Source organism: Nocardia sp. NPDC049220, from assembly GCF_040647855.1.
GTDB lineage: Bacteria > Actinomycetota > Actinomycetes > Mycobacteriales > Mycobacteriaceae > Nocardia.
This window is the reverse complement of sequence record NZ_JBEZDA010000014.1, coordinates 23207-47815: the sequence shown is the minus strand read 5'-3', so window position 1 is coordinate 47815 and position 24609 is coordinate 23207. Positions and strand designations below refer to the sequence as shown.

General features: G+C 66.8%; 20 protein-coding genes. 12 read left to right on the top strand and 8 right to left on the bottom strand.

Going from position 1 to position 24609, the window contains the following annotated elements; genetic code table 11:
- The first annotated feature begins 276 nt into the window (after positions 1–276).
- The 5 genes from AB0C34_RS24750 (at position 277) to AB0C34_RS24730 (ending at position 5168) form a co-directional block, all read left to right on the top strand.
- Complete coding sequence (locus AB0C34_RS24750) at positions 277–1992, top strand: ABC transporter family substrate-binding protein (RefSeq protein WP_357077648.1); 1716 nt, start codon at positions 277–279, stop codon at positions 1990–1992.
- The gene (gene mshB, locus AB0C34_RS24745) at positions 1989–2900 is read left to right on the top strand and encodes an N-acetyl-1-D-myo-inositol-2-amino-2-deoxy-alpha-D-glucopyranoside deacetylase (protein ID WP_357077415.1); all 912 of its coding nucleotides are present in this window, start codon (positions 1989–1991) and stop codon (positions 2898–2900) included. Before AB0C34_RS24750 ends, mshB begins: the two co-directional genes overlap by 4 nt.
- A 163-nt stretch (positions 2901–3063) precedes the next feature.
- Positions 3064–4533, top strand: a complete 1470-nt coding sequence (locus tag AB0C34_RS24740) for an amino acid permease (protein WP_357077412.1) — start codon at positions 3064–3066, stop codon at positions 4531–4533.
- Positions 4534–4569: 36 nt separating this feature from the next.
- A complete protein-coding gene (locus AB0C34_RS24735; RefSeq protein WP_357077409.1) occupies positions 4570–4728 on the top strand; it encodes a hypothetical protein in 159 nt (52 codons plus the stop codon).
- Entirely contained in the window at positions 4725–5168 is a 444-nt protein-coding gene (locus tag AB0C34_RS24730; RefSeq protein ID WP_357077406.1) for a hypothetical protein, read from the top strand. The genes AB0C34_RS24735 and AB0C34_RS24730 overlap by 4 nt, the downstream gene beginning before the upstream one ends.
- Before the next feature lie 9 nt (positions 5169–5177).
- On the opposite strand, the gene AB0C34_RS24725 is transcribed toward AB0C34_RS24730, so the two are convergent.
- From AB0C34_RS24725 to AB0C34_RS24715, 3 genes are all read right to left on the bottom strand, one after another.
- Positions 5178–6950: an amino acid permease gene (locus AB0C34_RS24725; protein ID WP_357077645.1), complete on the bottom strand. Its 1773-nt coding sequence runs from the start codon at positions 6948–6950 to the stop codon at positions 5178–5180.
- Positions 6951–7144: 194 nt separating this feature from the next.
- Positions 7145–8752, bottom strand: coding sequence for a PH domain-containing protein (locus AB0C34_RS24720; RefSeq protein ID WP_357077642.1), 1608 nt, complete (start codon positions 8750–8752; stop codon positions 7145–7147).
- Between the two features lie 53 nt (positions 8753–8805).
- A complete protein-coding gene (locus AB0C34_RS24715) occupies positions 8806–9303 on the bottom strand; it encodes a PH domain-containing protein (RefSeq protein ID WP_357077403.1) in 498 nt (165 codons plus the stop codon).
- A gap of 107 nt (positions 9304–9410) precedes the next feature.
- On the opposite strand from AB0C34_RS24715, the gene AB0C34_RS24710 reads away from it, so the two are divergent.
- The 5 genes from AB0C34_RS24710 (at position 9411) to pruA (ending at position 15970) form a co-directional block, all read left to right on the top strand.
- The gene (locus AB0C34_RS24710; RefSeq protein ID WP_357077400.1) at positions 9411–9704 is read left to right on the top strand and encodes a hypothetical protein; all 294 of its coding nucleotides are present in this window, start codon (positions 9411–9413) and stop codon (positions 9702–9704) included.
- Positions 9705–9850: 146 nt separating this feature from the next.
- Complete coding sequence (cofH, locus tag AB0C34_RS24705) at positions 9851–12517, top strand: 5-amino-6-(D-ribitylamino)uracil--L-tyrosine 4-hydroxyphenyl transferase CofH (protein WP_357077397.1); 2667 nt, start codon at positions 9851–9853, stop codon at positions 12515–12517.
- Positions 12518–12778: 261 nt separating this feature from the next.
- On the top strand, positions 12779–13102 hold the full coding sequence (fdxA, locus tag AB0C34_RS24700) for a ferredoxin (RefSeq protein ID WP_357077394.1): 324 nt from the start codon (positions 12779–12781) through the stop codon (positions 13100–13102).
- Positions 13099–14220, top strand: a complete 1122-nt coding sequence (dapC, locus tag AB0C34_RS24695) for a succinyldiaminopimelate transaminase (RefSeq protein ID WP_357077391.1) — start codon at positions 13099–13101, stop codon at positions 14218–14220. The genes fdxA and dapC overlap by 4 nt, the downstream gene beginning before the upstream one ends.
- 115 nt (positions 14221–14335) lie before the next feature.
- Positions 14336–15970: an L-glutamate gamma-semialdehyde dehydrogenase gene (gene pruA / locus AB0C34_RS24690; RefSeq protein ID WP_357077389.1), complete on the top strand. Its 1635-nt coding sequence runs from the start codon at positions 14336–14338 to the stop codon at positions 15968–15970.
- A gap of 471 nt (positions 15971–16441) precedes the next feature.
- Here pruA and AB0C34_RS24685 read toward each other — a convergent pair whose 3' ends face one another.
- Positions 16442–17200, bottom strand: coding sequence for a PhzF family phenazine biosynthesis protein (locus AB0C34_RS24685; RefSeq protein WP_357077386.1), 759 nt, complete (start codon positions 17198–17200; stop codon positions 16442–16444).
- Between the two features lie 274 nt (positions 17201–17474).
- Here AB0C34_RS24685 and AB0C34_RS24680 point away from each other — a divergent pair, with 274 nt between their 5' ends.
- Positions 17475–18107 carry a TetR/AcrR family transcriptional regulator gene (locus AB0C34_RS24680; RefSeq protein WP_357077639.1) on the top strand — a complete coding sequence of 211 codons (633 nt, stop codon included), beginning with the start codon at positions 17475–17477 and terminating at the stop codon, positions 18105–18107.
- Between the two features lie 55 nt (positions 18108–18162).
- On the opposite strand, the gene AB0C34_RS24675 is transcribed toward AB0C34_RS24680, so the two are convergent.
- Positions 18163–18873: a hypothetical protein gene (locus AB0C34_RS24675; protein WP_357077383.1), complete on the bottom strand. Its 711-nt coding sequence runs from the start codon at positions 18871–18873 to the stop codon at positions 18163–18165.
- Between the two features lie 138 nt (positions 18874–19011).
- Positions 19012–19866 (bottom strand): oxygenase MpaB family protein, encoded by an 855-nt coding sequence (locus tag AB0C34_RS24670; RefSeq protein ID WP_357077636.1) that lies wholly within the window; start codon positions 19864–19866, stop codon positions 19012–19014.
- A 146-nt stretch (positions 19867–20012) separates the two neighbouring features.
- Here AB0C34_RS24670 and AB0C34_RS24665 point away from each other — a divergent pair, with 146 nt between their 5' ends.
- Positions 20013–21440 (top strand): acyl-CoA synthetase, encoded by a 1428-nt coding sequence (locus AB0C34_RS24665; protein WP_357077381.1) that lies wholly within the window; start codon positions 20013–20015, stop codon positions 21438–21440.
- Positions 21441–21509: 69 nt separating this feature from the next.
- Here AB0C34_RS24665 and AB0C34_RS24660 read toward each other — a convergent pair whose 3' ends face one another.
- Together AB0C34_RS24660 and AB0C34_RS24655 are read right to left on the bottom strand one after the other, a co-directional pair.
- Positions 21510–22745, bottom strand: a complete 1236-nt coding sequence (locus AB0C34_RS24660) for an MFS transporter (protein WP_357077378.1) — start codon at positions 22743–22745, stop codon at positions 21510–21512.
- 75 nt (positions 22746–22820) lie between these two features.
- A complete protein-coding gene (locus AB0C34_RS24655) occupies positions 22821–24605 on the bottom strand; it encodes an HEXXH motif domain-containing protein (protein WP_357077375.1) in 1785 nt (594 codons plus the stop codon).
- Positions 24606–24609 lie beyond the last annotated feature (4 nt).

Sequence of the window (24609 nt, the reverse complement as noted above, 5' to 3'; positions counted from 1 at the left end):
TGGTCGACATTCGAATGAATGTGTACTGCCGCGTTCTATAAGCTGAATATTTACCCAAGGGTGACAGGGTAATATTTGACCGGTGCGCTGGCTGGCGTGGCCGAATGCTTTTCTCGTCGAATCGATATCGCAACCGTCAGGATGGCGCGCTCTTGTCGGCGGCGACACCGTGATTCGGTGAGCGGACTCGACGGTGCGGTAGAGTTCCCGAGCGTGAAAGTGGGCGCAGGAAAACGCGCAGCGTGGCGCACGTTGTTGCCGACCGTGGCAGTGCTGATGCTGATCAGCAGTTGCGCGGCGAACCCGCCGCCGCCCATCGAGAGCACCGACAGTCCGAAGACCACGCCGGTGAAACCGGAGGAGACGACGGTGGTCGTCGCCCTCGACACCATCGGCACGGCCTTCAACCCGCATCTGCGGTCCGACCAGTCCGCCGCCACCTCGGCGATCGCCTCGCTGGTGCTGCCGAGTCCGTTCCGGCCGGTCCCCAGCCCGACCACACCGGGGGCGACGGCGTGGGTGCCGGATTCGTCCTTGCTGGTCGCTGCCGAAGTCACCGCGCCGGAACCGTTCACGATCACTTATCGACTGCGTAACGAGGCGTCCTGGTCGGATGGGGCGCCGATCGCGGCCGAGGACTTCCGCTACCTGTGGCAGGAGATGATCTCCGAACCGGGAGTAGTCGATCCGGCCGGCTATCGGTTGATCTCGGATGTGCACTCTTCGGCCGGCGGCAAAACCGTGACCGTCGTGATGACCCAGCCCTACCCCGGCTGGCGCGAGCTGTTCACCGATCTGCTGCCATCGCATCTGCTGAAGGATGCTCCCGGCGGGTTCGAACGTGGGATGAACGGCCAGGTGAGCGGCGTTCGAGTGTCCGGTGGACCGTTCGGAATCCGATCGGCGGACCCTGGGCGCGACGAGATGCTGCTCGAACGCAATGACCGCTTCTGGGGAACGCCCGCCATGCCCGGTCAGATTCTGCTGCGCCGTGGCGGCACAACCGCTCAACTGGCGGGCTCGCTGCGCACCGGCGATGTACAGATGGCGCTGGTCCACGGTGGTGTCGCGACCCAGGCGCAGCTTGGAGCGATCCCGTCGGTGCGGACCGCCATCATGCCGCAATCGCGGGTGTTGCAACTGGCGCTCAACGGACGCAAGGGAGAACTCGGCGACCCGCGGGTCAGGTCGGGCATTCTCGCGTTGCTGGACCCCGCGCTGCTGGCCGCGGTCGGCGCGCAGACAGGTAACTGGGTGGAGCCGGCGCGTGCCCAGGTGCTCGCCCCGTCCGACCCGGGTTACGTCCCCACCGCTCCGCCGCGGCCCTCCCCGGACGAGGCTTTCGCGCTGCTCGCCGCCGCGGGCTTCGGCCGGGCGCCGGAGCCGCCGCCGGTGGCCTCGCCGACCTCGCCCGCGCCACAGCCCCGACCGATCGGTAAAGACGGCAAGCCGCTCACCGTGCGGATCGGCGCGGCCGATAAAGACGCCACCGCGCTCGCCGTCGCCAATACCGCCGCCGACCAACTGCGCAGCGCCGGAATCGACGCTACGGTGCGTAGCGTCCCTGCCGACGAGTTGTACGGCAAGGAGTTGATCGACGGTACGGTCGACGCGATCGTCGGCTGGGAGGCGGCCGGTTCGGATCCGGCGACCATGCTGGCATCCCGGTACGGATGCGCACCGCTCGCGGTGCCGGAACTCACCGGCATCGCACAGGTCATCGCCGAAGCCGCGCAGCGCGCGCCGAGCAACGTGTCCGGCGTGTGTGATCCGACGTTGCAGCCCGCGATCGCGGATGCGTTGCGTGGGGTCGAGGCGGGCCGGGTGCTCGCCGAGGCCGAGCCAAAACTGTGGGCCATGGCGACGGTACTGCCGATCGTGCAGGACAACCAGGTCGCGGTGTCCGGGCCGAGGGTGGACGGCGCCTCGCTCAGCGGCGCCATCCAGGTCGGTATCTTCGGCGACGCGTCCATGTGGCGCAGGATTCCGTGACCGCCACCGCCACCGCCACCGGCGGGCTGTTGCTCGTGCACGCCCACCCGGACGACGAATCCATCACCACCGGTGGCACGATCGCCCACTACCGCCGCAGTGGCGTTCCGGTCACCGTGCTGACGTGCACTCTCGGTGAGGAGGGTGAGGTGATCGGCGACGAGTGGGCGCAGCTGACCGCCGATCGCTCCGATCAACTCGGCGGATATCGCATCCTGGAGTTGACCCGCGCGCTGGCGACCCTGGACGCGGCGCCACCGCGCTTCCTCGGGGGCGCCGGGCGGTGGCGCGATTCCGGAATGGCGGGTAGCCCTGCCGCGGCGAACCCGAGGGCGTTCGCGCGGTCGGGCGACGACGCGGTGCGTGCGCTCACCGAAGTGGTGCTGGAACTGCGGCCGCGCGTGATCGTTGGCTACGACCCGAACGGCGGCTACGGCCACCCCGACCACATCCGGGCCCACGAGATCACCACGGCCGCGGTGGACGCCGCGGCGGACGCCGGGTGGAACACCCCGAAGTTCTACTGGACCGTCACCGACGCCGACATGCTGCGTCTGCACACCGCCGCGCTGGCCAAGCGCACGGTCGACGGTCTCCCCGGCGGGCTGCCGCCGGGCTGGCAACTGCCCGCTGAGGACGAACTCGTGAGCGTACCGAGCCACACCGTGACCACCACGATCGACGTGTCCGACGTGCTCGCGGCCAAGCGTGCCGCGCTGCGCGCGCACGCCACCCAGGTCGTCGTCGCGCCATCCGGGCGGGAGTTCGCGCTGTCCAACAATGTCGCGCAACCGGTGCTGCCGGAAGAGCACTTCATTCTGGTGCGAGGTCGACGTGGGGCGCTCGAATCGGACGGCCGCGAGCACGACCTGTTCGCGGGCCTCGGCCTGCGCGGTGACGGCGAATGATCGAAGTGCGCGAGTCGACTTTCCGAACACTTCGCCCGGATTCGGTGAATTGTGGGTCGTGCTACCCAGATTCGCACCCTGAGGGTCGCGTTCGCTCCGAAGCCACACGGCGGGTACCGTTCTCCTGAACTCGAGCCATTCGATGTGAAGGATGCAGCGGTTCATGACAGAGGTCGACGGCAAGGCTCACCTGAGCATCGAGGATCACGGATACCACAAGAGTCTCCAGCCGCGGCAGCTACAGATGATCGCGATCGGCGGTGCGATCGGCACCGGCTTGTTCCTCGGCGCGGGTGGCCGGTTGGCCAACGCCGGCCCTGGGCTTTTCCTGGTCTACGGCGTGTGTGGTTTCTTCGCGTTTCTGATTCTGCGCGCGCTGGGCGAACTGGTGCTGCACCGACCCTCGTCCGGTTCGTTCGTCTCCTACGCCCGCGAGTTCTTCGGTGAGAAAGCCGCGTTCGTCGCCGGGTGGATGTATTTTCTGAACTGGTCGATGACCGGCATCGCCGACACCACCGCGATCGCACAGTATTTCCACTACTGGTCCGGGTTCACCGCCATACCGCAGTGGGTGCTCGCCCTGATCGCGCTGATCATCGTGCTCGGCATCAACCTGATCTCGGTGAAGTGGTTCGGCGAGATGGAGTTCTGGGCCGCGTTGGTGAAAGTGTTCGCGCTCTCGGCGTTCTTGATCGTCGGCACGGTCTTCCTGCTCGGCCGGTTCACGGTGCAGGGCAGCCCGACCGGCCCGAGCGTGATCGCCGAACACGGCGGCCTGTTCCCGACCGGGATCATGCCGCTGGTCGTGGTGGTCTCCGGCGTCGTGTTCGCCTACGCCGCTGTCGAACTGGTCGGCACCGCGGCCGGGGAGACCGAGGACCCGGCCAAGATCATGCCGCGCGCCATCAACTCGGTGATCGCCCGGATCGCGGTGTTCTATGTCGGTTCGCTGGTGCTGCTCGGACTGCTGCTGCCGTATACCCACTTCACCGCCGACGAGAGCCCGTTCGTCACCTTCTTCACCATGCTCGGTGTCCCCGGCATCGGCAGCGTCATGAACCTTGTCGTTTTGACCGCGGCGTTCTCCAGCCTCAACGCCGGTCTGTACTCGACCGGACGCATCCTGCGCTCGATGTCGATGAACGGTAGCGCGCCGAAGTTCACCGGCGTGATGGGACGCAACGGTGTTCCTTACGGTGGCATCCTGCTCACCAGTCTGATCTCGCTGGTCGGCATCGCACTCAACGGCGTCGTCCCGGATCGGGCCTTCGAGATCGTGCTGAACATCGCCTCGCTGGGCATCGTCGCCTCCTGGGCCACCATCGTGCTGTGCCAGCTGCAGTTGTGGCGCTGGTCCCAGCAGGGGCGCCTGCGGCGGCCCGCGTTCCGGATGTTCGGGGCGCCGTATACCGGCGTGCTCACCCTGGTGTTTTTGTTCTTCGTCGTCGTACTCACCGGATTGGACTATCCGGTGGGGACCTGGACGGTCGCGACCCTCGCGCTGATCATTCCGGCCTTGATCGTCGGCTGGTTCGGCGCTCGTGGCCGAGTGCTGGCCATCGCCCAGCAGCGCGCGGGCTACACCGGCGAGTTCCCGGTCGTCGCGAACATCCCGGTCGACGGAGAGAACTGATCGTGCGCGTGGTAATGCCGGAATAGACTCGGCGGCATGTACAACTGGGAGCTCCAGGACGCGATCGTGGCGTTCGTCGACAGCATGAAGCCGCACTGGCAGGCGCAACACGACCTGTACACGACGGTGCTGTACGCCTTCGCGGACCTGCAGAGCCAGCTGCTGACTCTGCTCGGCTACCCGCCGGCGCCGTGACAACGAAGACCGATCGCCACGCGGCCGACCGTCCCCCGGTGGGATCCGGTTCCGGTCGTCTGTCGGCGGTCGGGGTTCTCGCGGCGCCGGTGACCTTGGTTCTCCTGGCCGTCAACGCCCTGATCACGCTGTCTCTCGAAGTGCTGTACCTACCGACCTATCTCGGTGCCACCGCCTTTCCGCTTTCCGGTGTGCTCGCCGGCGTGGTGAACCTGTTGCTGGTCTTTGGCGCGCGTTCGGTCTCCCAGCGAACCGCCGCAATGGTCCTTCCCTTGGTCGCCTGGACGCTCGGCTTCCTGGTGTCCGCGAGCACCGGACCCGGTGGTGACGTCCTGCTCGCCAGTGATTGGCGCACCGTGCTGCTGCTGTTCTTCGGATTGGTGCCGCCGCTGCTGTACATCTACTTCCGGGTGAACTCGGGACTATTCGTCAGAATGTGAGCCCGGCGCTCAATCGAGCCGGACCGCGAGGGTGGCGACCACGGCATCGGTGCGGACGCGCAGGGCCGCGGTCAGCACCGGTCCGCGTGGGTTGTGCAGCGGGCGCCGCCACCAGCGGTTGGCTTCGACGTGCGCGAGCAGGACGATGACCCCCCGCCCACCCGCGGTCTGCTTGCGGATGTAGCCGACCAGGGTGGCGACCAGGCTGCGGTGCGGACAGGGGAGGACAACCAACGGAACCCCGGGGTCCCACTCCTTCCACAAGGCGCTCAGGCGCTTGATCGATGCGGCGTCGATCTCCGCGGCGACGGCGACGATCTCCCCTCGCATGCGCAAGGCCGTCTGGAGGGCGCGGTAGGTCACTTCGCTCAGGGTGACTACCGGGACGACGACCAATTCGGTGGTGTCCGGCATCGGGTGCGGGCGCGGCGGGATCCGGCCGAGCCGCAGCTGCTGGGCCACGTCATGGTAGTAGTTCTCGGTTCGTGCGAAGCTGATCATCAGCATCGGGATGAGAATCAGCAGCAGCCAGGCGCCCTCGGTGAATTTCTCGGTGAGCAGCACTATGGCCGCGATAGCGGTGAGTGTGGCGCCGAACCCGTTGAGCAGCGCGCGCGGACCCCAACCATCGCCACGTGCCCGCAGCCAATGCCGGACCAGACCTGTTTGGCTGACGGTAAAGCCGATGAAGACGCCGATCGCGAAAACCGGCAGCAGACGATGCGTTTCGGCGTCGACCAGCATGAGCACCACTGCCGCGAGCATCGCCAGCGTGGCGACGCCATAGCGGAAAACCGGACGTTCGGAACGCAGTGCGAACAGCGAAGGAACCCTGTGGTCTTTGGCCAGCAGCGCGAGCAGCACAGGCAGTCCGCCGAAGCTGGTGTTCGCCGCGAGCAGCAACACGGCCGTCACCGCGAGGTTGGTGAGATAGAACAGCCAACCGGAGCCGTACGCCGCCGCGGACAGCTGCGCCAGGATGGTCACATCACCCCGCGGCACCACATGGTGCGCACGAATCAGCACTGCGAGGCCGAGCAGCAGCGCGCCCAGCAGGACGCCGAGTGTCATCTCGGTGTGCTGGGCGCGGCGCGCGGCAGGTGTCCGGAACGCAGGCACCGCGTTGGCGATCGCCTCGACGCCGGTCAGCGACGAACAGCCCGCGGCGAATGCTTTGAGAAGCAGGACGATTCCGATCGCTTCGACTGGTTGGATCGGCCCCCGGTCGGCACCGATCACGGTGACCGGGCCGGGTCGCAGCAGCCCTACGACGATGACTCCAACGATCAGGACGATGAAGACGATCGTCGGCCCCATCAGGGCTTTCGCCGATTCGGCGACACCGATCAAGTTGATCACCGTCAGCACCGCGAGCCCGATCAGCGTCAGCAGTAGCAGGTGATCGGCCAACGCGGGGAACGCGCTGGCCAGACTGGCCGCACCTGCGGCGAGGCTCACGGCGACCGTCAACACGTAGTCCACCACCAGGCTGGCGGCGGCGAGCAGCGCGGCCCCGCGACCGAGTTCCTTCTTCGCCACCGCGTACGCACCGCCGCCATCCGGGTACGCCGCGATCACTTGCCGGTAGGAGACCACAAGCACCAGCAACAGGGTGGCGATCGCGCAGGAGACCGGTAGCGTCCACGAAACCGCTGCCTCGCCCGCCGCGACCAACACCAGCACGATCGCTTCGGGGCCGTACGCCACGCTCGACAGTGCGTCCAACGACAGCGCCGCGAGCCCGCCGATAGCGGTCAGCCGGTACTTGTCGCCGCGCTGCATCCGCCGAAGCCGGCGATCGGCGATGCGTGGCTCGAGCGAGTGTGGCTGCGTCGTGGTACCCACGACCCATATTGAACGCCGACCAGGTTCGGCAATCGGTGAGCGACACCAGCCGCGTCCAGGTATTTCGCTGGCCGAGCCGTTGGCTTCGATCAGGTGGAACGTACCGCCCTGGCCAGGATGAGTCGGCGGCGTCAGCGCGTGCCGAGCTGTCCCGGCGTCACCGCCTCGATGAGCTGCCAGGCCTTCTCGATCGGGATGTCGATCACCGAGTAGTACTTCTTGCCCGCGGCTGTCGCCGCGACCACCGTGGCGATGCCCGCGCGCCGCTGGAATAGGGTCTGTCGCACGGTCCAGCCGATCACGCCGGGCGCCTTCAGGCAGTCCCGGTCCCGGTCCAGCGATCCGGAGCGGGTGACCAGCCAGGTGGGCGTGGTCGCGGTCGCGGGCAGCACGGCGTGGCCCAGGCCGCGGTACCGGTCCTCCGCCAGTGCGAGTGCGGCCGGAAGGGACACGGTGGGAATCAGCCACAACCACGGCGAATACTGTTGTCCTGCGAGGAAAAAGGAAACCAGGACGGCCGCGGCGAGGACGACGGGGAGGAGGGCGCGGACATATCTGCGGCGCCGAGCCGCGGGGCCGTGCGAGATCAGTGGTGTGTTGCCGGGCGCCGGGTGCGTCGACCCGTTCGATGCCGGGCCGGAACCCCTCGCGGCGCCCGGCTGTACCGGGAAATCTCTGGTTTCAGGCGCGTCGAGTTGTCCCGTGCAACCGACGGATCTGTCCGGTGGTGTTGGAATGTCATCGTCCCGCAGTTCGTTCGGTGTGAGCAGATGGCTCAGGGTGTGCTCGATGGCGGCACGCGGGGCCTGGGGCAGGATCTTCTGGCGCGGTTTTTCGCCGGTCATGATCGCCTCGAGTTCGGCGGCGCCCGCCAGCCGCAGCAGCAGCGGCTCTTTGACCGTCGCGCCGCGTAACCTGGCCAGGTCGAGGGTGATCTGCCGGGTGGTGAACAGGCCGTGGCGCAGCCGCATGGTTTTGCCGTTGTCGGTGACGCGCAGCCCGAAATAGGTGGTCAGATAGTGCGCGCAGGACGCGGCGCCGACCACGACGACGATCGTCAGCACCAGCGCAGCCGTGGCGAGCGCCAACACGAGTGCGCTGGTGTTCTCCACGTCGTGCACCGCGTCCGACCGAAACAGCGCTTCGCCCAGTCCGTACTGGAACGCGACGCCGACGATCGGCGCGATGATCGCGAACCCGGTCAACGACAGTGGTGCGTATCGGACCCACGCGGCCTTCCAGTGCCCGATCTCGTGGGCCTGGGTTCGTGCCGCCGCGAAACCGTCGGATGTCTCTGCTGGCAGAACAGTTCGTCTGTCCTCCTGTTCTGCTGCCCCCGCGGTGTGCGCGAGCAGGGCGGTCCGCAAGGGCGGTACCACGCCTGTGTCCAAGGCGTCGAGCTTGAACCGCTCACCCGAATCCGCCTGTTGTCCGGTCCCGATCGCCAGCACCGCGAGCCCGAGGATCCGATGCAGCAGATCCGCCTCGATGTCCACCGAACGGATCCGCGATCGCGGCACCGACAGCGTCTTGCGCCGCACCAACCCGGTGCGCAGTTCGATGTGGGTGGGTCCCACCCGGTAGGTCGTGGTGAACCACCGGGTGAGCGCGAACCCGACGATCAGCGTCAGCGGGATGATGCTCCACACCGGGTTGCCGCTGCTGGTGCCCAGGATCACCGAGCCGATCAGCACGGGGATGTACCGCACCACCTCGGTGATCGGATGGACCAGCAGCATCCGCTTGGCCAGCCGCTGCCACGGCTGGTCTATCGGTGGGGTGGGTGGCGGCCTCACGTCGCGTCCCCGCGGTGCTGAGCGGCGATCCTGGTCAGCCGCGTCACGGTGACCTCGGCCACCGCGAGATCGAGGGCGCTGATCCGGACGGCGCCCGCCGAGGAGGCGGTGGTCACAGTGACCGTCGCCAGTCCGAGCAGGCGCTCCAGCGGGCCGCGTTCGGTGTCGACGGTCTGCACCCGGGAGATCGGCGCGACTCGGTATTGCTGGCTGAGCCACCCGACCCGGGTGTACACCGCCTCGTCGGTGACCTCCCAGCGGTGCACCGCGTACCGCCACCATGGGACGATGCCGATGGTCACCGCCGCGGCCGCCAGCGTCACCAGCAACACTCCGAGTTGCCACCCGCGCCCAGTCGCATCCACCACTGCCCAGACGATCTGTGCCGCGAACGGAATCGTCCAGGCCAGCGCCGCCTGCACGGTCCACAGGAGCCTGGCTTTCGGGCTGGGGCGCCAGGCCGGATCGGCCATGATCATGCGCGGCTGCGACATGATGTCATGGTCGCACGTCCACGTGGCGGATGCCGTCCTTACCAGTCCACCGCTCGGGAAGCGGCACGGCCGGGCCGACGGTGCCTCGGCGAGAACGGTGCGCCGCGTTGTCGACGATGACTTTCCGTTGTGCGGCAGCGGATTTACCTTCGAGCCCGGGCAGGCGTCAGGAGTTCATCCGCCGCTTCCGGGACGCCGCCGATTTCGACTACCAGCGCGGACGGCTGAGCTTCGGCCCGGCCGTCAGGGTCGATCATGGAACCGATCACCCCACATCGCGTGCTGCGCCGCGGTTGCGCCGAGCGGGAACGGTCGGGGCGCTGATCATCACAGCCACGGTCGCCTCCTACACGCCCGGCGCCGACCACAACGCCGACGGAATCCGCGACATCTCGGAATAGCCTCGGGCGCCGCACAGTTGTGAACGCTCAGCGGTGCCTCACGTCCAGATCGGGCTCCGTGGTGAGCGAAGCCGACATTCCTGGTGGCTCGTCCGCTTCGCCGCACTCACAAGCACTGGAGGGAGACAGTTCCGGATGTGTAGCGCATGATCGAGGGCGTGACCGACCTACCGAACCCGAGCGTCCCGTTCGCACCACCGAGCCCGTCGGCCATGCGTCGTGCGCTGCGACGAGCCCGTGACGGTGTCACATTGAACGTCGACGAGGCCGCGGTGCTGTTGCACGCGACCGGCGACGACCTGGTCGACTTGTGTCACAGCGCCGCGCGGGTGCGCGATGCCGGGCTGGCGTCGGCGGGTCGTCCGAAGACGATCAGCTATTCGCGCAACGTCTTCATCCCATTGACTCGCCTGTGCCGCGACAAGTGTCACTACTGCACCTTCGTCACCGTGCCGGGCAAGCTGCGCGCCGAGGGCAAGGGCATGTTCCTCGAGCCCGACGAGGTGCTCGACATCGCACGCCGCGGCGCCGCGCTCGGGTGCAAGGAGGCGCTGTTCACGCTCGGTGACCGGCCGGAGGACCGCTGGCCGGAGGCCGCGCAGTGGCTGGACGAGCGCGGATACGACTCCACGCTGGACTACCTGCGCGCCGTGTCGATCATGGTGCTGGAGGAGACCGGTCTACTGCCGCACCTGAACCCCGGCGTGATGTCGTGGGAGGAGATCTCCCGGCTCAAGCCGGTGGCTCAGTCGATGGGCATGATGCTGGAGACCACGGCCACTCGACTGTTCACCGAGAAAGGCAATTGCCACTACGGCAGCCCGGACAAGGATCCCGCGGTCCGGCTGCGCGCCATTACCGACGCGGGCCGCCTGTCGGTGCCCTACACCACCGGAATCCTGGTCGGTATCGGCGAGACGATGGCGGAGCGGGCCGATTCGATCATGGCGATCCGCAAGCAGCACAAGGCTTTCGGGCATATCCAGGAAGTCATCATCCAGAACTTCCGCGCCAAGGACGACACCGCGATGCGAGATGTCCCGGACGCGGGAATCGCGGAGTTCTCAGCCACCATCGCCGTCACCCGTATCCTGCTGGGTCCCGACGTGCCGGTGCAGGCCCCGCCGAACTTGGTTTCGCACTCCGAGTGTCGCGCGCTGATCGACGCGGGCATCGACGACTGGGGTGGTGTGTCGCCGGTCACGGTGGATCACGTGAACCCGGAACGACCGTGGCCGAACCTGGACGCGCTGCGCGAGATCACCGAGGCAGCCGGGTATCAGCTGGTCGAGCGGACCTCGGCGCATCCGAAGTACGTGCGTGCGGGCAATCCGTGGGTCGATCCGCGCATCGGCGCGCACGTCGCGGCGCTCACCGATCCGGCCACCGGACTCGCGGACCCGGAGGCGACGCCGGTCGGGTTGCCCTGGCAGGAGCCGGACGAGTCCTGGGAATCGACGGGCCGGGTCGATCTCCACACCGCCATCGACACCGAGGGCCGCAACACCGACAGCCGCAGCGACTCCGCGCTCGGCGGTGGAAACGATCAGCGCGGTGGCAGCCTGCGGGACGGCGCCGAGACCGGAACTCGTCCCTCGACTACCGACCTCGTCGGCGCTTTCGGCGACTGGGACACGATTCGCGAGCAGGCCCGCGATCTCGCGGTCGCAGCGCCGCAGCGCCTGGACGCCGACGTCCTCGCCGCACTACGCGCGGCCGAACGGGACCCAGCGGGCCTGACCGACGCCGAATACCTCGCATTGGCGACGGCCGAGGGTCCCGAACTCGACGCGGTGGCGGCGCTGGCTGATCAACTGCGTCGCGACACTGTCGGTGACGACGTCACCTACGTGGTGAACCGGAACATCAACTTCACCAATATCTGCTACACCGGCTGCCGGTTCTGCGCTTTCGCCCAGCGCAAGGGTGACGCCGATGCGTTCACGCTGAGCATGGACCAGGTTGCCGACCGGGCGTGGGAGGCGCACGTCGACGGCGCCACCGAGGTGTGCATGCAGGGAGGCATCGACCCCGACCTGCCGGTCACCGGATACGCGGACCTGGTGCGCGCGGTCAAGCGGCGAGTGCCGTCGATGCACGTGCACGCGTTCAGTCCGATGGAGATCGTGAACGGCGCCTCGCGTGGCGGTGCCAGCATCCGCGACTGGCTTATCGCGCTGCGGGAGGCCGGCCTGGACACCATTCCCGGAACAGCCGCGGAGATCCTGGACGACGAGGTGCGCTGGGTGCTCACCAAGGGCAAACTGCCCACCTCGGCCTGGGTCGAGGTGATCACCACCGCGCACCAGGTGGGCATCCGGTCCAGCTCGACGATGATGTACGGCCATGTGGACAACCCGAAGCATTGGGTCGGACACCTGCGCGTGCTGCGCGGAATCCAGGACGAGACAGGCGGTTTCACCGAGTTCGTGCTCCTGCCGTTCGTGCACCAGAGTGCCCCGCTGTATCTGGCCGGCGCCGCGCGTCCCGGGCCGACGAACCGGGACAATCAGGCCGCGCATGCGCTGGCGCGGATCATGTTGCACGGCCGGATCCACAACATCCAGACCAGCTGGGTGAAGCTCGGCACCACCGGAACCAGGGTCATGCTCACCAGCGGCGCCAACGACCTGGGCGGCACTCTGATGGAGGAGACGATCTCCCGGATGGCCGGGTCGCAGCACGGCTCCGCCAAAACCGTCGCCGAGTTGGTCGACATCGCCTCGGGCATCGGGCGCCCGGCCCGTGAACGCACCACCGTTTACGGTGTGCCGAAGCATAAGATGTCGGCATTGCCGTTGACCGTGGGATAGTGCACATCACCACCGCTTTTCCGGGCGGTGGTTCGGGTGCGGATCCGGCGTGGTCCGTTGGTCGTCGAGGACCGATCCCGGAACAACGTCGCACAACGTGGCCGACACAGAGCGTGCCGGTCGACGGAGTCGGATTCGCCCGGTCAGTGCTGTGTGGACCATCTGAAGTTAGGGCAGGCCGACCGGTAGTAACGTGGTGCGCCGGGATAGGGTTTCGCCGGCGGACCATCCCGCAGGCGAGGACAGACTAGGAGAGCGGCAGTGCCGTACATCATCGCTGAACCGTGCGTTGACGTGAAGGACAAGGCGTGCATCGAGGAATGCCCCGTGGACTGCATCTACGAGGGCGGTCGCATGCTGTACATCCATCCCGACGAGTGCGTGGACTGTGGTGCATGTGAGCCGGTATGTCCGGTGGAGGCGATCTTCTACGAAGACGACACCCCGGATCAGTGGACCGGATATGTGAACGCCAACGTCGACTTCTTCGACGAGCTGGGCTCGCCCGGCGGCGCCTCGAAGGTCGGCAAGGTCGACAACGACCCTCCGTTCATCAAGGAACTGCCCCCGATGGCGAGTGAGTGAGATCTGCCGTGTTACCGCGTGGCCGGGTCAGCGGCCTGCTGCCCGATTTTCCCTGGGATACCATCGCTTCGGCCAAAGCGAAGGCGGTGGCTCATCCCGGCGGAATCGTCGATCTTTCCGTGGGTACCCCCGTCGACCCTGTTGATCCGCTGATCCGGACGGCATTGAGTTCGGTCGCCGAGGTACCCGGATACCCGACCACGCACGGTACCCCCGAGCTCCGCGCTGCCGCGGTCGACGCGCTGAAGCGGCGCTACGGGATCACCGGCCTCGATCCGGCGGCGGTGTTGCCCGCGATCGGGACCAAGGAGCTTATCGCGGCACTGCCCAGGCAACTCGGCTTGGGCTCGAGTGATCTGGTGGTTATCCCCGAGGTCGCCTATCCCACCTACGAGGTCGGTGCGCTACTGGCGGGCGCGCAGGTGGTGCGCGCCGACGGCCTGACTCGACTCGGGCCACAAACGCCCGCGCTGATCTTCGTGAACTCCCCGTCCAACCCGACCGGTCGGGTGCTCGGCGTCGACCACCTGCGCAAGGTGGTGGCCTACGCCCGCGAGCGCGATGTGATCGTCGCGTCCGATGAGTGCTACCTGGGTCTGGTGTGGGAGGGCCGAGCGGTCTCGCTGCTCGACCCGGAGGTGTGCGACGGCGACCATACCAATCTGCTCGTGATGCACTCGCTATCCAAGACCTCCAATATGGCCAGCTACCGTGCCGGTTTCGTCGCAGGCGATCGCGCCCTGGTCGCCGAGTTGCTCGAGGTGCGCAAGCACACGGGCATGATGGTGCCGTTCCCGATCCAGGCGGCGATGACCGCCGCGCTCAGCGACGACGCGCACGAGGCACGGCAGCGCGAGCGGTACCGGGCACGGCGCGAAATTCTGCGAAAGGCACTGGTGGGAGCCGGTTTCCGGATCGACCACTCGGAGGCGGGCCTGTATCTATGGTCCACCCGCGGCGAGCCATGCCGGGCCACCCTGGATTGGCTGGCTGATCGCGGCATCCTCGCCGCACCAGGTGATTTCTACGGACCTGTCGCAAGCCAGCACGTGCGGATCGCGCTGACCGCGACCGACGAGCGAATCGCCGCGGCCGTCGAACGGCTCGCCGCACGCTGAGCGACCGCCGCTCCGCCCTGGGCGCTCGGCGCTAATCAGCTCGTTCGTGCTGGTCCGGCGCGATCTCGGTGTGTCGGCACCCGGGCGCGCCGCACTGGTGGAGTTAGCCTGAGGTATGGACGCTGTCACGGTTGTCCCCACGCCCGGGAACGAGCCGGTGCACTCCTACGCGCCGGGTAGTCGCGAACGCGAGCTATTGCTTGGCAAACTTGCCGAGCTGTCCGCGGAGCCGGTCGATGTGCCGCTGGTGATCGGCGGAAAACATCGGCCGGGGATCGGCGAACGTCACGACATCGTCACGCCGCATCGGTACCGGCATGTGCTGGGAACCTACACCGACACCACACACTCCGAAGCCGACGGAGCGATCGATGCCGCGCTGGCGGCCGCCCCCGGATGGCGGGCCATGCCGTTCGAGCAGCGCGCGGCGGTTCTGTTGCGTGCGGCCGACCTGCTCGCCGGGCCGTGGCGGGAGACCGTCGCCGCGGCCACCATGCTCGGGCAGTCCAAATCGATTCAGCAGGCCGAGATCGACGCCCCCTGCGAGCTGGTCGATTTCTGGCGGTTCAACGTCGCCTTCGCGCGCGGGATCCTGGAGCAACAGCCGCAGTCGGGTGCCGGGGTGTGGAATCGCATGGACTATCGGCCACTCGAGGGTTTCGTCTACGCGATTACGCCGTTCAACTTCACCGCGATCGCGGGAAACCTACCGACAGCGCCCGTGCTGATGGGCAACACGGTGGTGTGGAAGCCGTCGCCCACACAGACATTGGCGGCGTTTTACACCCTGCGGGTGCTGGAAGCCGCAGGTCTGCCGCCGGGCGTGATCAACATGGTGACTGGCGACGGCGTGCAACTGTCGGAGGTGGCGCTTGCCGATCCCCGACTGGCTGGCATCCACTTCACCGGTTCCACCAGGACATTCCAGCACCTCTGGCGGGAGGTGGGCGCGAATATCGACCGCTACCACGGCTATCCGCGCCTGGTCGGGGAGACTGGAGGCAAGGACTTCATCGTCGCGCATTCGTCCGCCGATCCCGACGCGTTGCGCACCGCCTTGATTCGCGGTGCTTACGAGTACCAGGGCCAGAAGTGCTCGGCGGCGTCGCGCGCCTATATCGCCCGGTCGGTGTGGCGCGAGATCGGTGACGACTTCCTGCACCATACCGACCAGCTGACCTATGGCGACATCGCTGATCTAACCAATTTCGGTGGGGCGCTGATCGATCGGCGCGCGTTCGACAAGAGCGCCGCTGCCATCCGGCGGGCACGGGACGCGGGTATCACGATTCCGGTCGGCGGCACCTGCGATGACAGCGAAGGCTGGTTCGTCCGGCCCACCGTGCTGCTGGTGGACACTCCGCACGACGAATCGTTCGCCACCGAATACTTCGGTCCGATCCTCGCGGTGTACGTCTACGACGACGCCGAGCCCGGCTCGTACAGCGCGATCCTCGCCGAGGTCGAGTCGGCGGCACGCTACGCGCTGACCGGCGCGGTGTTCGCACAGGACCGGCATGCGATCCAACAGGCCGACGCCGCACTACGATTCGCGGCGGGCAATTTCTACATCAACGACAAGCCGACCGGTGCGGTGGTGGGTCAGCAGCCGTTCGGTGGCGCCCGTGCCTCCGGCACCGACGACAAGGCGGGCTCGCCGCTGAACCTGCTGCGCTGGGTCGCGCCACGCACGATCAAGGAGACCTTCGTTCCGCCGGTGCGGCACCACTACCCGCACATGGCGACGTAATGCGCGGCAGCGCACCGGAGGCCGGTGGCGAATTGGAGAATCCGGCGGGCGCTGGGTGGCGAGGCCGAGCTATTCCGGACTGACGCGAGTGGGCGGACTGGAAGTGGGCAGGGCGGATGCCCTGCCCACCTACCCTCTGGTGCCACGTATCCGAACTTTCTACACCAGTGGTCTTCCCAGACGCTGACGTCTGTGCAGATCGAAAAGATACGCGTTCAACGGGAACATTCGTGCCGATTTGGGTAATCACGTGTGTATCGCGGCGACAACCCGCAGCATCCGATCGAATCGGCGCTGGTCACGTGGTGCAGTGCTACCCGGCCATCGACGGCAGGGTCCGCTACTACGACAAGCACGCTCCACGTGTTTCGGTTCCGCAAGAAGTTCGGCGGAAAGGTCGTCCGCGGCCGCGAATCCCTGCGGTGTCGCCGGCTGAGTACCTTACGCCGATCGGACTCGGCGCTTCGAGTGCTATCGGGCGGGTTCGGCAGCTAGCTCGCCGGACGCCACCGTCACCGCCTGTCCGGCCAGGCCCACCCGGTCGCCACGCAGATGCATGCGCACGATGCCGCTACGCTGCGAGGCCTGTTCGCCAACGAGTTCTGGACGGCCGAGCCGATCGGCCCAATAGGGGGCCAACGTGCAATGTGCGGAGCCTGTGACCGGGTCCTCCGGTACGCCGTACGCGGGATAGAAGGTTCGGCTCACCATGTCGATGCCGGGCCTGTCGCCGGGTGCTGTGATGATCAGGCCGCGGGCGTCCCAATTGGACACAATGCTCAGATCTGGTTGCACCGCCCGGGCTTCGGCGGCATCGTTCACCGCCACGATCACATCGGATACACCGCGGCCGACGAATTCCACCGTCACGCCGGGCAGGGCCTGCGCGACATCCACGGTGGACGGTTCGGGTGGATCGGCCGGGAAATCCATGTGTACCCAGCCATTGTCGGCCCGGCAGGTCAGTGGGCCGCTGCGAGTCCGGAACACATGATCGCCGCCCAGTACGTGCGCGGCGGCCAGCGTGGCGTGCCCGCACAGGTCGACTTCCCTGGCCGGAGTGAACCAGCGGAGCCGGTCCCCGTGTACGAACGCGGTTTCCGAGTGCTTGAACTCGGACGCTACCGCCTGCATCCAGGTGTCATCTGCCGGGGTATTCAGCAGTACGACTCCTGCCGGGTTGCCGGCGAAGGGGGTATCGGTGAAGGAATCGACCAACCAGAAGCGCATATTCCGAGGTTAACGCCAAGTGGTTACATCGCCTTGGTGCGTGACATCGTGAACCACGGTGCGGCTCGCGCTCGGATCCGGCGCATGCCCGGCGGGAGCGCGCAGCGCAGCGCTTACTATCCACCTCGTCTCAGGGTCATCCGTCCACACCTGGTGGGACGGATGATGAGAAGATGTTGACAAGCATTCTCATCGCCTCGAGGGTGTGTCAACCGCCCTGACGGTATGCAATGCTTGCAATATCATCGTTTCGCCGATGCGGAAGAGTAGAGGTATGGCCAGGTTGACCAGACTGCTACCGCTGGTGCGCGGCGCGGCGCCGGAGGACGGCAATCAGACGCGGGTGCTCGACGCCGCGTTGCTGGCATTCCTGGATTTCGGTATCAAGCGCACCAGCATGGTGGAGGTCGCGCGGCGCTGCGGGTTGTCGCTGGCCACACTGTACCGGCGCTTCGCGAGCAAATCCGACCTGATCAAGGCCGTCGGGCTGCGGCAGACCCGCGAGTTCATCGAGCAGGTCGACGCCGCGTTGCAACGGCAAGTCGACCGGGACGCGAGCGCGGAGGAACAGATCGTCGAGCTGTTCGCCGCGTTCATCACCGGCTTGCGCGACAACCGGCTGATCCACCGGTTGTTGGCCACCGAGCCCGAACTGGTGCTGCCGTATCTGACCACGGAGGGCGCCCCGGTCATCGAACTCGGCCGTGACTATCTCGCCGAGTTCATCACGCGGTTGCAGCAGGAAGGCAAACTGCCGGACTACGATCCGGAACCGCTGGCCGAAATGATCGCCCGCACAGCGCTTTCGCTCGCGCTGACACCGCAGACCGTGATCCCGCTCGGCGACGACGCGGCGATCCGGCAGTTTGCTCGCGACCACGTGGTGGTGTCGTTCCGGGTGCGGTAATGGATCCGGCAAGCCGGCGACCGCGGGATTCGGCCGACTCGCCGCGTGTGCTGGATCAGCGGCAGGAGATCAGCCCGGCAGTCATCGCAGGGAGGGCGGCGAGGACATCGGCGGTCTGCTCGGCGGCGGTGCCGTGCGTGTGCGCGGTCACCGCGAAACCGGGACCGTAGGACGCTGACGCCACCTCGGGTTCGCCGGAATCCGACCAACCCCACTTGGTGCCGAGTACCAGAGGAAATCGTGCGGTGCCCCAGTCCTGTTCGGTGCCGTCGAGGGCAGTCGAGCCAGCGGCGGCCATCCACTCGAAGATCGGCGACTCGGGATCGGTGCGCAACTTGGCCACGAGGAAGTCGGATACATCCGCGGCGCTCGTCGTCCCCGCGCCCCAGTCGTCTCCGGCGCGGGTCGCGGTAAGGCCGTATTCGCCAGCGATGGCGCCCACGGCCTGCGGGTATTTCGCCGCCATCAGGCTCGCCGCGCCGTCGTCCGAGTAGCGGATCATGCGCTCGGCGAGGCCCCGATCGTCCGCCGAGCCGTCGCCGCGGCGCAACGCGTAGTCGGCCAGGAAAAGTTTGGCCAGCGACAGGCTCGAGCGCGGCTCGTGTTCGTTCGCGCTGCCCCATCCGATGCCGAGGATGGTTCGCACGGACATCGCGGTGCGTTGCGGCATGGCAACCTGGCAGGGTGTGGCACTCGCTACCGGCGTCGCCAGGGCGAGGCAGGTGCCGAGGGCAACTAGCGCGCTCACCGTCATTCGATAGCCCATGGTTGTCTCCTGGCTCGCTTCGGCGTGAAAAACTTCGGAGTGAGTCGAGATATCACTGGTACAGGTGCGATTGGACGATACAACACGCGAATGCTGAAAGTTTACTGTTATAGGGCAATTGCGGCAAAGTTGTGTCGTTCAGACCAGACGTAGGCCGAGTTTTCGCCGGATGCGCATATCCAGCAGGTAGGCATTGAAGGGAAACGCCCGGACCTGGCGCGGCAGCCTGGCTTCGGCGGCGCCGAGGGCGCGTAGGACGCGGTGCAAATTGCGGTCGTCGCGCTCGGTCCAGGAGAGACTCATCTGGTCGCGCAGGTGCTGGGGGAGCAGACCGGTGACGAAGAAACGATGTACGCGGCCGAACGTCAGCCGTACGGGGCGCGGCAGCATGCGCAGGTCTATCAGGTCGTCGAAATAGTCGTGCAGGATCGGATCGATGCTGGTCTTCGCCAGATTCGCCACCCAGTACGCGGCGAATGTCGCCCGGTCGGCGGGCCACATGTCCGCGCGCATCTGGAGGGTGGTGCCCAGGCGGGCGCCGTGCTGGTAGAAGATCTCGGCGGTGGCCTCGTCCATCGGGCCGTGCATGCGCTCGTAGAGGTCCGTCGCGCCCCAGTACAGGCACGCGGCGACCCATAGTTGTAGATCGGGGTCGAACGCGTTGTAGCGCACCGGGCTCGACGCGCTGGAGTGCACCGGTCGGTGCGACACGTCGACCGCGTCGCGGTAGGCCGCGCGCTCCTCGTCGGAACCGAGCATCGCCACCGACAGGTAGGTCAGCGTGGTGCGCAGTCGCTTGACCGGGTGCACCATGACCTTTCCGCTGTCGACCGTGCTCTCCACTACGCCGTAGCCGACCGGTGGGGCGCTGAGCTGCATGATGACGTTCGCGGTACCGCCGAGGAAACCGGCGATCCCGTCGATGTACCGCCCCATGTCGAACGAATCCGGCGATTCGGGGTGCGTCGTCGTCGCGTGCGATGGCCTGGCCATCATCTACCTCGCTCCTTCTGAGAAGGCTAGATGTCAACAGTCTCACTGCCTCGAGCGGGAGTCAACCGGCCCAGCCACGACAATTCGTTCTCGACATCGGCGGATGTCGTGACGATGCACCGAACCCGGCGAAGTAGCGTGGTCGAATGTCGTTCGGTCCGCCGCTGCTGCTCAGTTCCTTGAACCCGCTCGCCGTCGCAGGTGGTGCGGACATCCCCAACGCCGTCAGCATCGACGGCACGACACTGTCGCGCAGCGACCTGCTCGGCGCGGCGACTTCGGTGGCCGAGCGCGTCGCCAGGGCTGAGCGGATGGCAGTGCTGGCCGAGCCGACCGTGGCCACTGTGCTCGCGGTGGTCGGCTGCCTGATCGCGGGCGTGACGGTGGTGCCGGTACCCCCGGACTCGGGCGCCACCGAACTGGCCCATATCCTTGCCGACTCCGGTGCGCAGGCCTGGCTGGGGAAAGCGCCGGAGGGCAGCGAACTGCCCGTGGTTCCGGTGCGCAGGCACGCCAGGTCTTGGCACTCGTATCCCGAACCCGACCCGGCCACGCCGGCCTTCGTGCTTTACACCTCAGGAACCACTGGTCTGCCGAAGGGGGTTGTGCTCCAGCGCGGCGCTATCGCGGCGGGGTTGGACGCGCTCGCTGATGCCTGGGCGTGGACCGCCGATGATGTTCTGGTGCACGGACTTCCGCTGTTTCACGTCCACGGGTTGATTCTCGGCGTGCTCGGCGCGCTGCGCGTGGGCAGCCCGCTGATCCACACCGGTAAACCGACGCCGCGAGCGTACGCCGCGGCGAAGGGATCGCTCTATTTCGGTGTGCCTACAGTCTGGTCGCGGATAACCGAAGACCCGGACGCGGCACGGCAATTGGCCGCCGCCCGGCTGTTGGTCTCCGGCAGCGCGCCGCTGCCGGTGCCGGTGTTCGAGCGACTGCGCGAGTTCACCGGGCACGCGCCGATCGAGCGGTATGGCATGAGCGAAACCATGATCACGCTATCCACCCGAGCGGACGGTGAGCGTAGGCCGGGTTGGGTCGGCACGCCGGTACACGGCGTGCGGACCCGACTCAGGGACGAGTCCGGTGCCCCGGTCCCGCACGACGGCGAGAGCATCGGCGGACTACAGGTGCGCGGTCCCATGCTCTTCGACGGCTACCTGAACCGGCCGGATGAGACCGCCGCGAGTTGGACCGACGACGGCTGGTTCACCACCGGTGACGTCGCCGCCATCGACTCCGAGGGCTTTCACCGCATCGTCGGGCGGGAATCGGTGGATCTGATCAAGTCCGGCGGCTTTCGCATCGGCGCGGGCGAGGTGGAGACGGTGCTGCTCGGGCACCCCGCGGTCGCCGAGGTCGCGGTGGTGGGACTGCCCGATGACGACCTCGGGCAGCGCGTCGTTGCGTTCGTCGTCCGGCGCGCCTCCGATGCCGGGACCACGGAGCGTGAATTGATCGCCCATGTGGCCGAGCAGCTTTCGGTGCACAAGCGCCCGCGTGAGATCCGACTGGTCGACGCGCTGCCGCGCAACGCGATGGGCAAGGTGCAGAAGAAACTACTGAGCTGAGGTCATTGCCGCCGTTGCCTGTCGCGAAGGGTGCGACCTGACACAGTCCTACTAGGCACGTGTGGCACGTCAGCTCCGCTTGTGCTCTTGCTGCTCGGGTATGGCCATGCGCCTGGTGCTGAGCGCGACGACGAACATGGCGCCCGTCAGCAGAATGCCGACGCCGGTCGTGCCGAGCCCGCTCAGGAGGTAGCCGCCGAGTAGCGCGCCGAAGGCGACGCTTCCGTCGGTCACCATGGTGAGTAGGCCGACCGTCCGGCCGAGAGTTTCCTCGGGGATGACTTCCACGCGAAAGATCGTCATGAGGACGGTGATTATGAGGCCGCTACAGCCCACGGAGAACCAGGTTATCGCGAGCACGACGGGGTTCGAACTCAGCGTGACCGGCAGCATCAGCGCCGTGTACGCCCACAGCGCGCCGTGGTAGACACGTGCTCGGCCGAACCATGTGATCAGCTTCGTCGCGGCGGCGGAGCCGACGATGCCGCCGACGCCGGCCGCGCCGAGGACGATACCGATCGTCCACGCTGGCGCGTCGCCGCCGTCGAGTTTCACCATGATCAGCAGAATGGCCACCTGGATGATCAGGTTCGTCAGCCCGCTGATCGCGGTCGTGGTTCGCAGGAACGGTTCGGCCCAGGCGATCTTGGCACCGTCCCGGACGGCGCTCCCCATCCCTTCAGTGAGCCGTTCGCGCAGCGCGGGCCCACCGGGCCGCGCGGGGGTGTTCCATCGGATCGCCTGTAGGGTACTTCGGCAAAAAATGTATGACATGGTGTTTACCGCGAAGGGCAGCCAGGCCACCGCCCCGTAGGCGGCAGCGCCGGTGGCCCGGCCGACCACGATGGCGACAGGCTTCTCGGCCGAAAGGAAGGACAATGCGACGCCGCGATCCTCGGCGCCGACGATATTTCGAATCGAAGCCAGTTCGCTGACTTCGAAGAAGACATTGGCGGTGCCCTCGACGAAGGCGGTGAGCATGAGAACCGGTGCGAAATACGGTATCTGGAGTATGACAACGGCGATGGCCAGGCAGGCCGCGGACAGCCCGGCCGACTGGCAGATCAGCAGAATTCGTCGCTGATTCCCATAGTCCGCCGCGATGCCCGCCGGGATCTGGAAAATCAGACTCGGCAGGGTTACCGCGAAGGTGACCCAGCCCGCAAGCGCGGGATTGTCGGTCGCCGCCAATGTCAGTAGTGGATAGGCGATGCGTACCCCGTAGAAGCCGACCAGCGAAACCGCGTTGCCCGACCACAGCAACGCGAAGTTTCGGTCGATGTAGATTGTCCGCGATCCGCTCATCCGCTGGATACGGAATAGTCGCGATCCGCTCATCCGCTGGGTAGGTCTGTCGACGGGTCGGTAAGCCTCCCAGCGCTACTCATCTCGGCTCGGTTCGTTGGACAGCCAGCGCAGCAGATCGACGATCTCGATATCACCGCTATCCCGGATTGCCCGATACAGACCGGCTGCTACTGCGGCCCTGTCGTTCAGGATGCCGAAGGTGTCGTCTGGATACAGTTTCGGCAGTGCCAGGGCCAGGCCTGCCCACGGTTGCGGCCGCAACGGATCCGACCGCAACTGCTGGGTGTAGAGCGCCACGGCTTCGGGGAAGTCACCGGCCAGGTAGGCGCGGTCGCCGGGCTGCTGCTCCTGACTCGACAACACGTCGGCCGCACTGGTATCGAGCAGCTGCGCGGCCAGCTGCAGCCGCCGATAATGGGTGGGCACCGTCTGCTGATCCACCTGGGTCACCGCCGGGAGGGTATCGGGCCGTTGTGCTCGTGCTGTCCAGCATGCGACAAGATCGGAAATGCCTTCTGAGGAGACCGTCAGGTTGCGCACCTGCCAGAAGGTCCGATGGGCGACGGACACCTCAGCTGTGGCCAGCGCCGTCGCGGCGGGTACGTCCTCCTCGGCCCACGCACCGATGCTCGCTGTGAGCCGATCGAGGAAGTCTTCTCCCGCCGGGGTCAGCAGACCCGATGTCGCCGCTTGAGCGATGGCCGCTTCCACCTGGCCTCGCCACAACGCGAAATTCACGTGTGCTTGCATGGACTGGTGGCACTCGGCGTTCCGATGAACTCGCCAGAAATCAGTGACACCGAAAAACGCGTAGATTCCGTGCAACAGGCCATAGATCGGCCGGGGATCGTCGCGCCACGGTGCGTAGAAGCGGCACGCCGGATCTGGATCGAACAGCACGATCTGATCGGTCAAGAGGGTGAACTTGGCATGCTGGATCTCGTGGATCAGCGTCAGCGCCAACTGGCAGGGATCCGCCGGGGCGGTGGTGTACACGCAGCCGAGTCCATTGAACGCGGTGTGGCTCGTACTCGCGGCCAGCGGTTGCGCGCTCAGCGGCGCGAGGGCCCGCAGGCAGGGACGCATGGGTAGCAGGTAGTGGTCGAAATGGCGGTGCAACAGATCCCAGGCGCCGGCGAAGTCCTGCTGCCACCGATCACTGTGCGCTGCTGTCAGCCGCGGGGGATCGAGGTGGGCGTCGCGCAGGTCACGGAAGGGGTCGAGGTCGTCGAGCAGCACCTCGCGTTCCGCTGGGGCGCCACGGACGGTCCGCAGCGGTGACCAGGCGGGATCGGATTCATCGTCGACGGCCGAAACGGCGACTGTGGCGGCATCGGTGGTGAAATGCAACGTGCCGCTGGTCCAACGCAACTCACAATGCCCAGAATCTTCGGAGGACCCTAGGCGAGCAAGGCCAATACCCGGCAGCATCACCACGCCGTTGCGTATCACGAGTGTCACCGATCCTTCGGGTAGACACGTGAGAGCGCCGGCCGCGGCGAGCCAGCCGAGGTAACCGCAATCGGCCCACAACGTAGTCGGGACGGCGCCCGACTCGGCATCGAGCAGCGACAGGACATGCGCGAGCCACAAGCCGACGTGCGGATAGGACAGCAGGGCCGCGACCTCCGCCGGATGTGTTTGCTGCAGGTCGGCCAAACTCTGATAGGCCTCGACGAGACCGGCGCGTTCCGCGCTTTCGGGCGCCCGTGCAGTTACTTCCGCAATCAGTGTTCGCAGCAGGATCATCCGCGTCGTCACCATGCCGTCCATCAGTGTTTCGACGGACGCGACGGTGCCGTAGCCGGAACTCAGATCGATAGCGGCATGACCGATCTCGGCCAATGCGATGGGCATATAA

Coding starts and splice junctions, on each gene's coding strand:
- AB0C34_RS24750 (WP_357077648.1), top strand. CDS start 277: ATGCTGATCAGCAGTTGCGCGGCGAACCCGCCGCCGCCCATCGAGAGC.
- AB0C34_RS24740 (WP_357077412.1), top strand. CDS start 3,064: ATGACAGAGGTCGACGGCAAGGCTCACCTGAGCATCGAGGATCACGGA.
- AB0C34_RS24735 (WP_357077409.1), top strand. CDS start 4,570: ATGTACAACTGGGAGCTCCAGGACGCGATCGTGGCGTTCGTCGACAGC.
- AB0C34_RS24725 (WP_357077645.1), bottom strand. CDS start 6,950: ATGCAGCGCGGCGACAAGTACCGGCTGACCGCTATCGGCGGGCTCGCG.
- AB0C34_RS24720 (WP_357077642.1), bottom strand. CDS start 8,752: ATGCTGCTGGTCCATCCGATCACCGAGGTGGTGCGGTACATCCCCGTG.
- AB0C34_RS24715 (WP_357077403.1), bottom strand. CDS start 9,303: ATGTCGCAGCCGCGCATGATCATGGCCGATCCGGCCTGGCGCCCCAGC.
- cofH (WP_357077397.1), top strand. CDS start 9,851: ATGATCGAGGGCGTGACCGACCTACCGAACCCGAGCGTCCCGTTCGCA.
- pruA (WP_357077389.1), top strand. CDS start 14,336: ATGGACGCTGTCACGGTTGTCCCCACGCCCGGGAACGAGCCGGTGCAC.
- AB0C34_RS24685 (WP_357077386.1), bottom strand. CDS start 17,200: ATGCGCTTCTGGTTGGTCGATTCCTTCACCGATACCCCCTTCGCCGGC.
- AB0C34_RS24680 (WP_357077639.1), top strand. CDS start 17,475: ATGGCCAGGTTGACCAGACTGCTACCGCTGGTGCGCGGCGCGGCGCCG.
- AB0C34_RS24675 (WP_357077383.1), bottom strand. CDS start 18,873: ATGGGCTATCGAATGACGGTGAGCGCGCTAGTTGCCCTCGGCACCTGC.
- AB0C34_RS24670 (WP_357077636.1), bottom strand. CDS start 19,866: ATGGCCAGGCCATCGCACGCGACGACGACGCACCCCGAATCGCCGGAT.
- AB0C34_RS24665 (WP_357077381.1), top strand. CDS start 20,013: ATGTCGTTCGGTCCGCCGCTGCTGCTCAGTTCCTTGAACCCGCTCGCC.
- AB0C34_RS24660 (WP_357077378.1), bottom strand. CDS start 22,745: ATGAGCGGATCGCGGACAATCTACATCGACCGAAACTTCGCGTTGCTG.
- AB0C34_RS24655 (WP_357077375.1), bottom strand. CDS start 24,605: ATGCCCATCGCATTGGCCGAGATCGGTCATGCCGCTATCGATCTGAGT.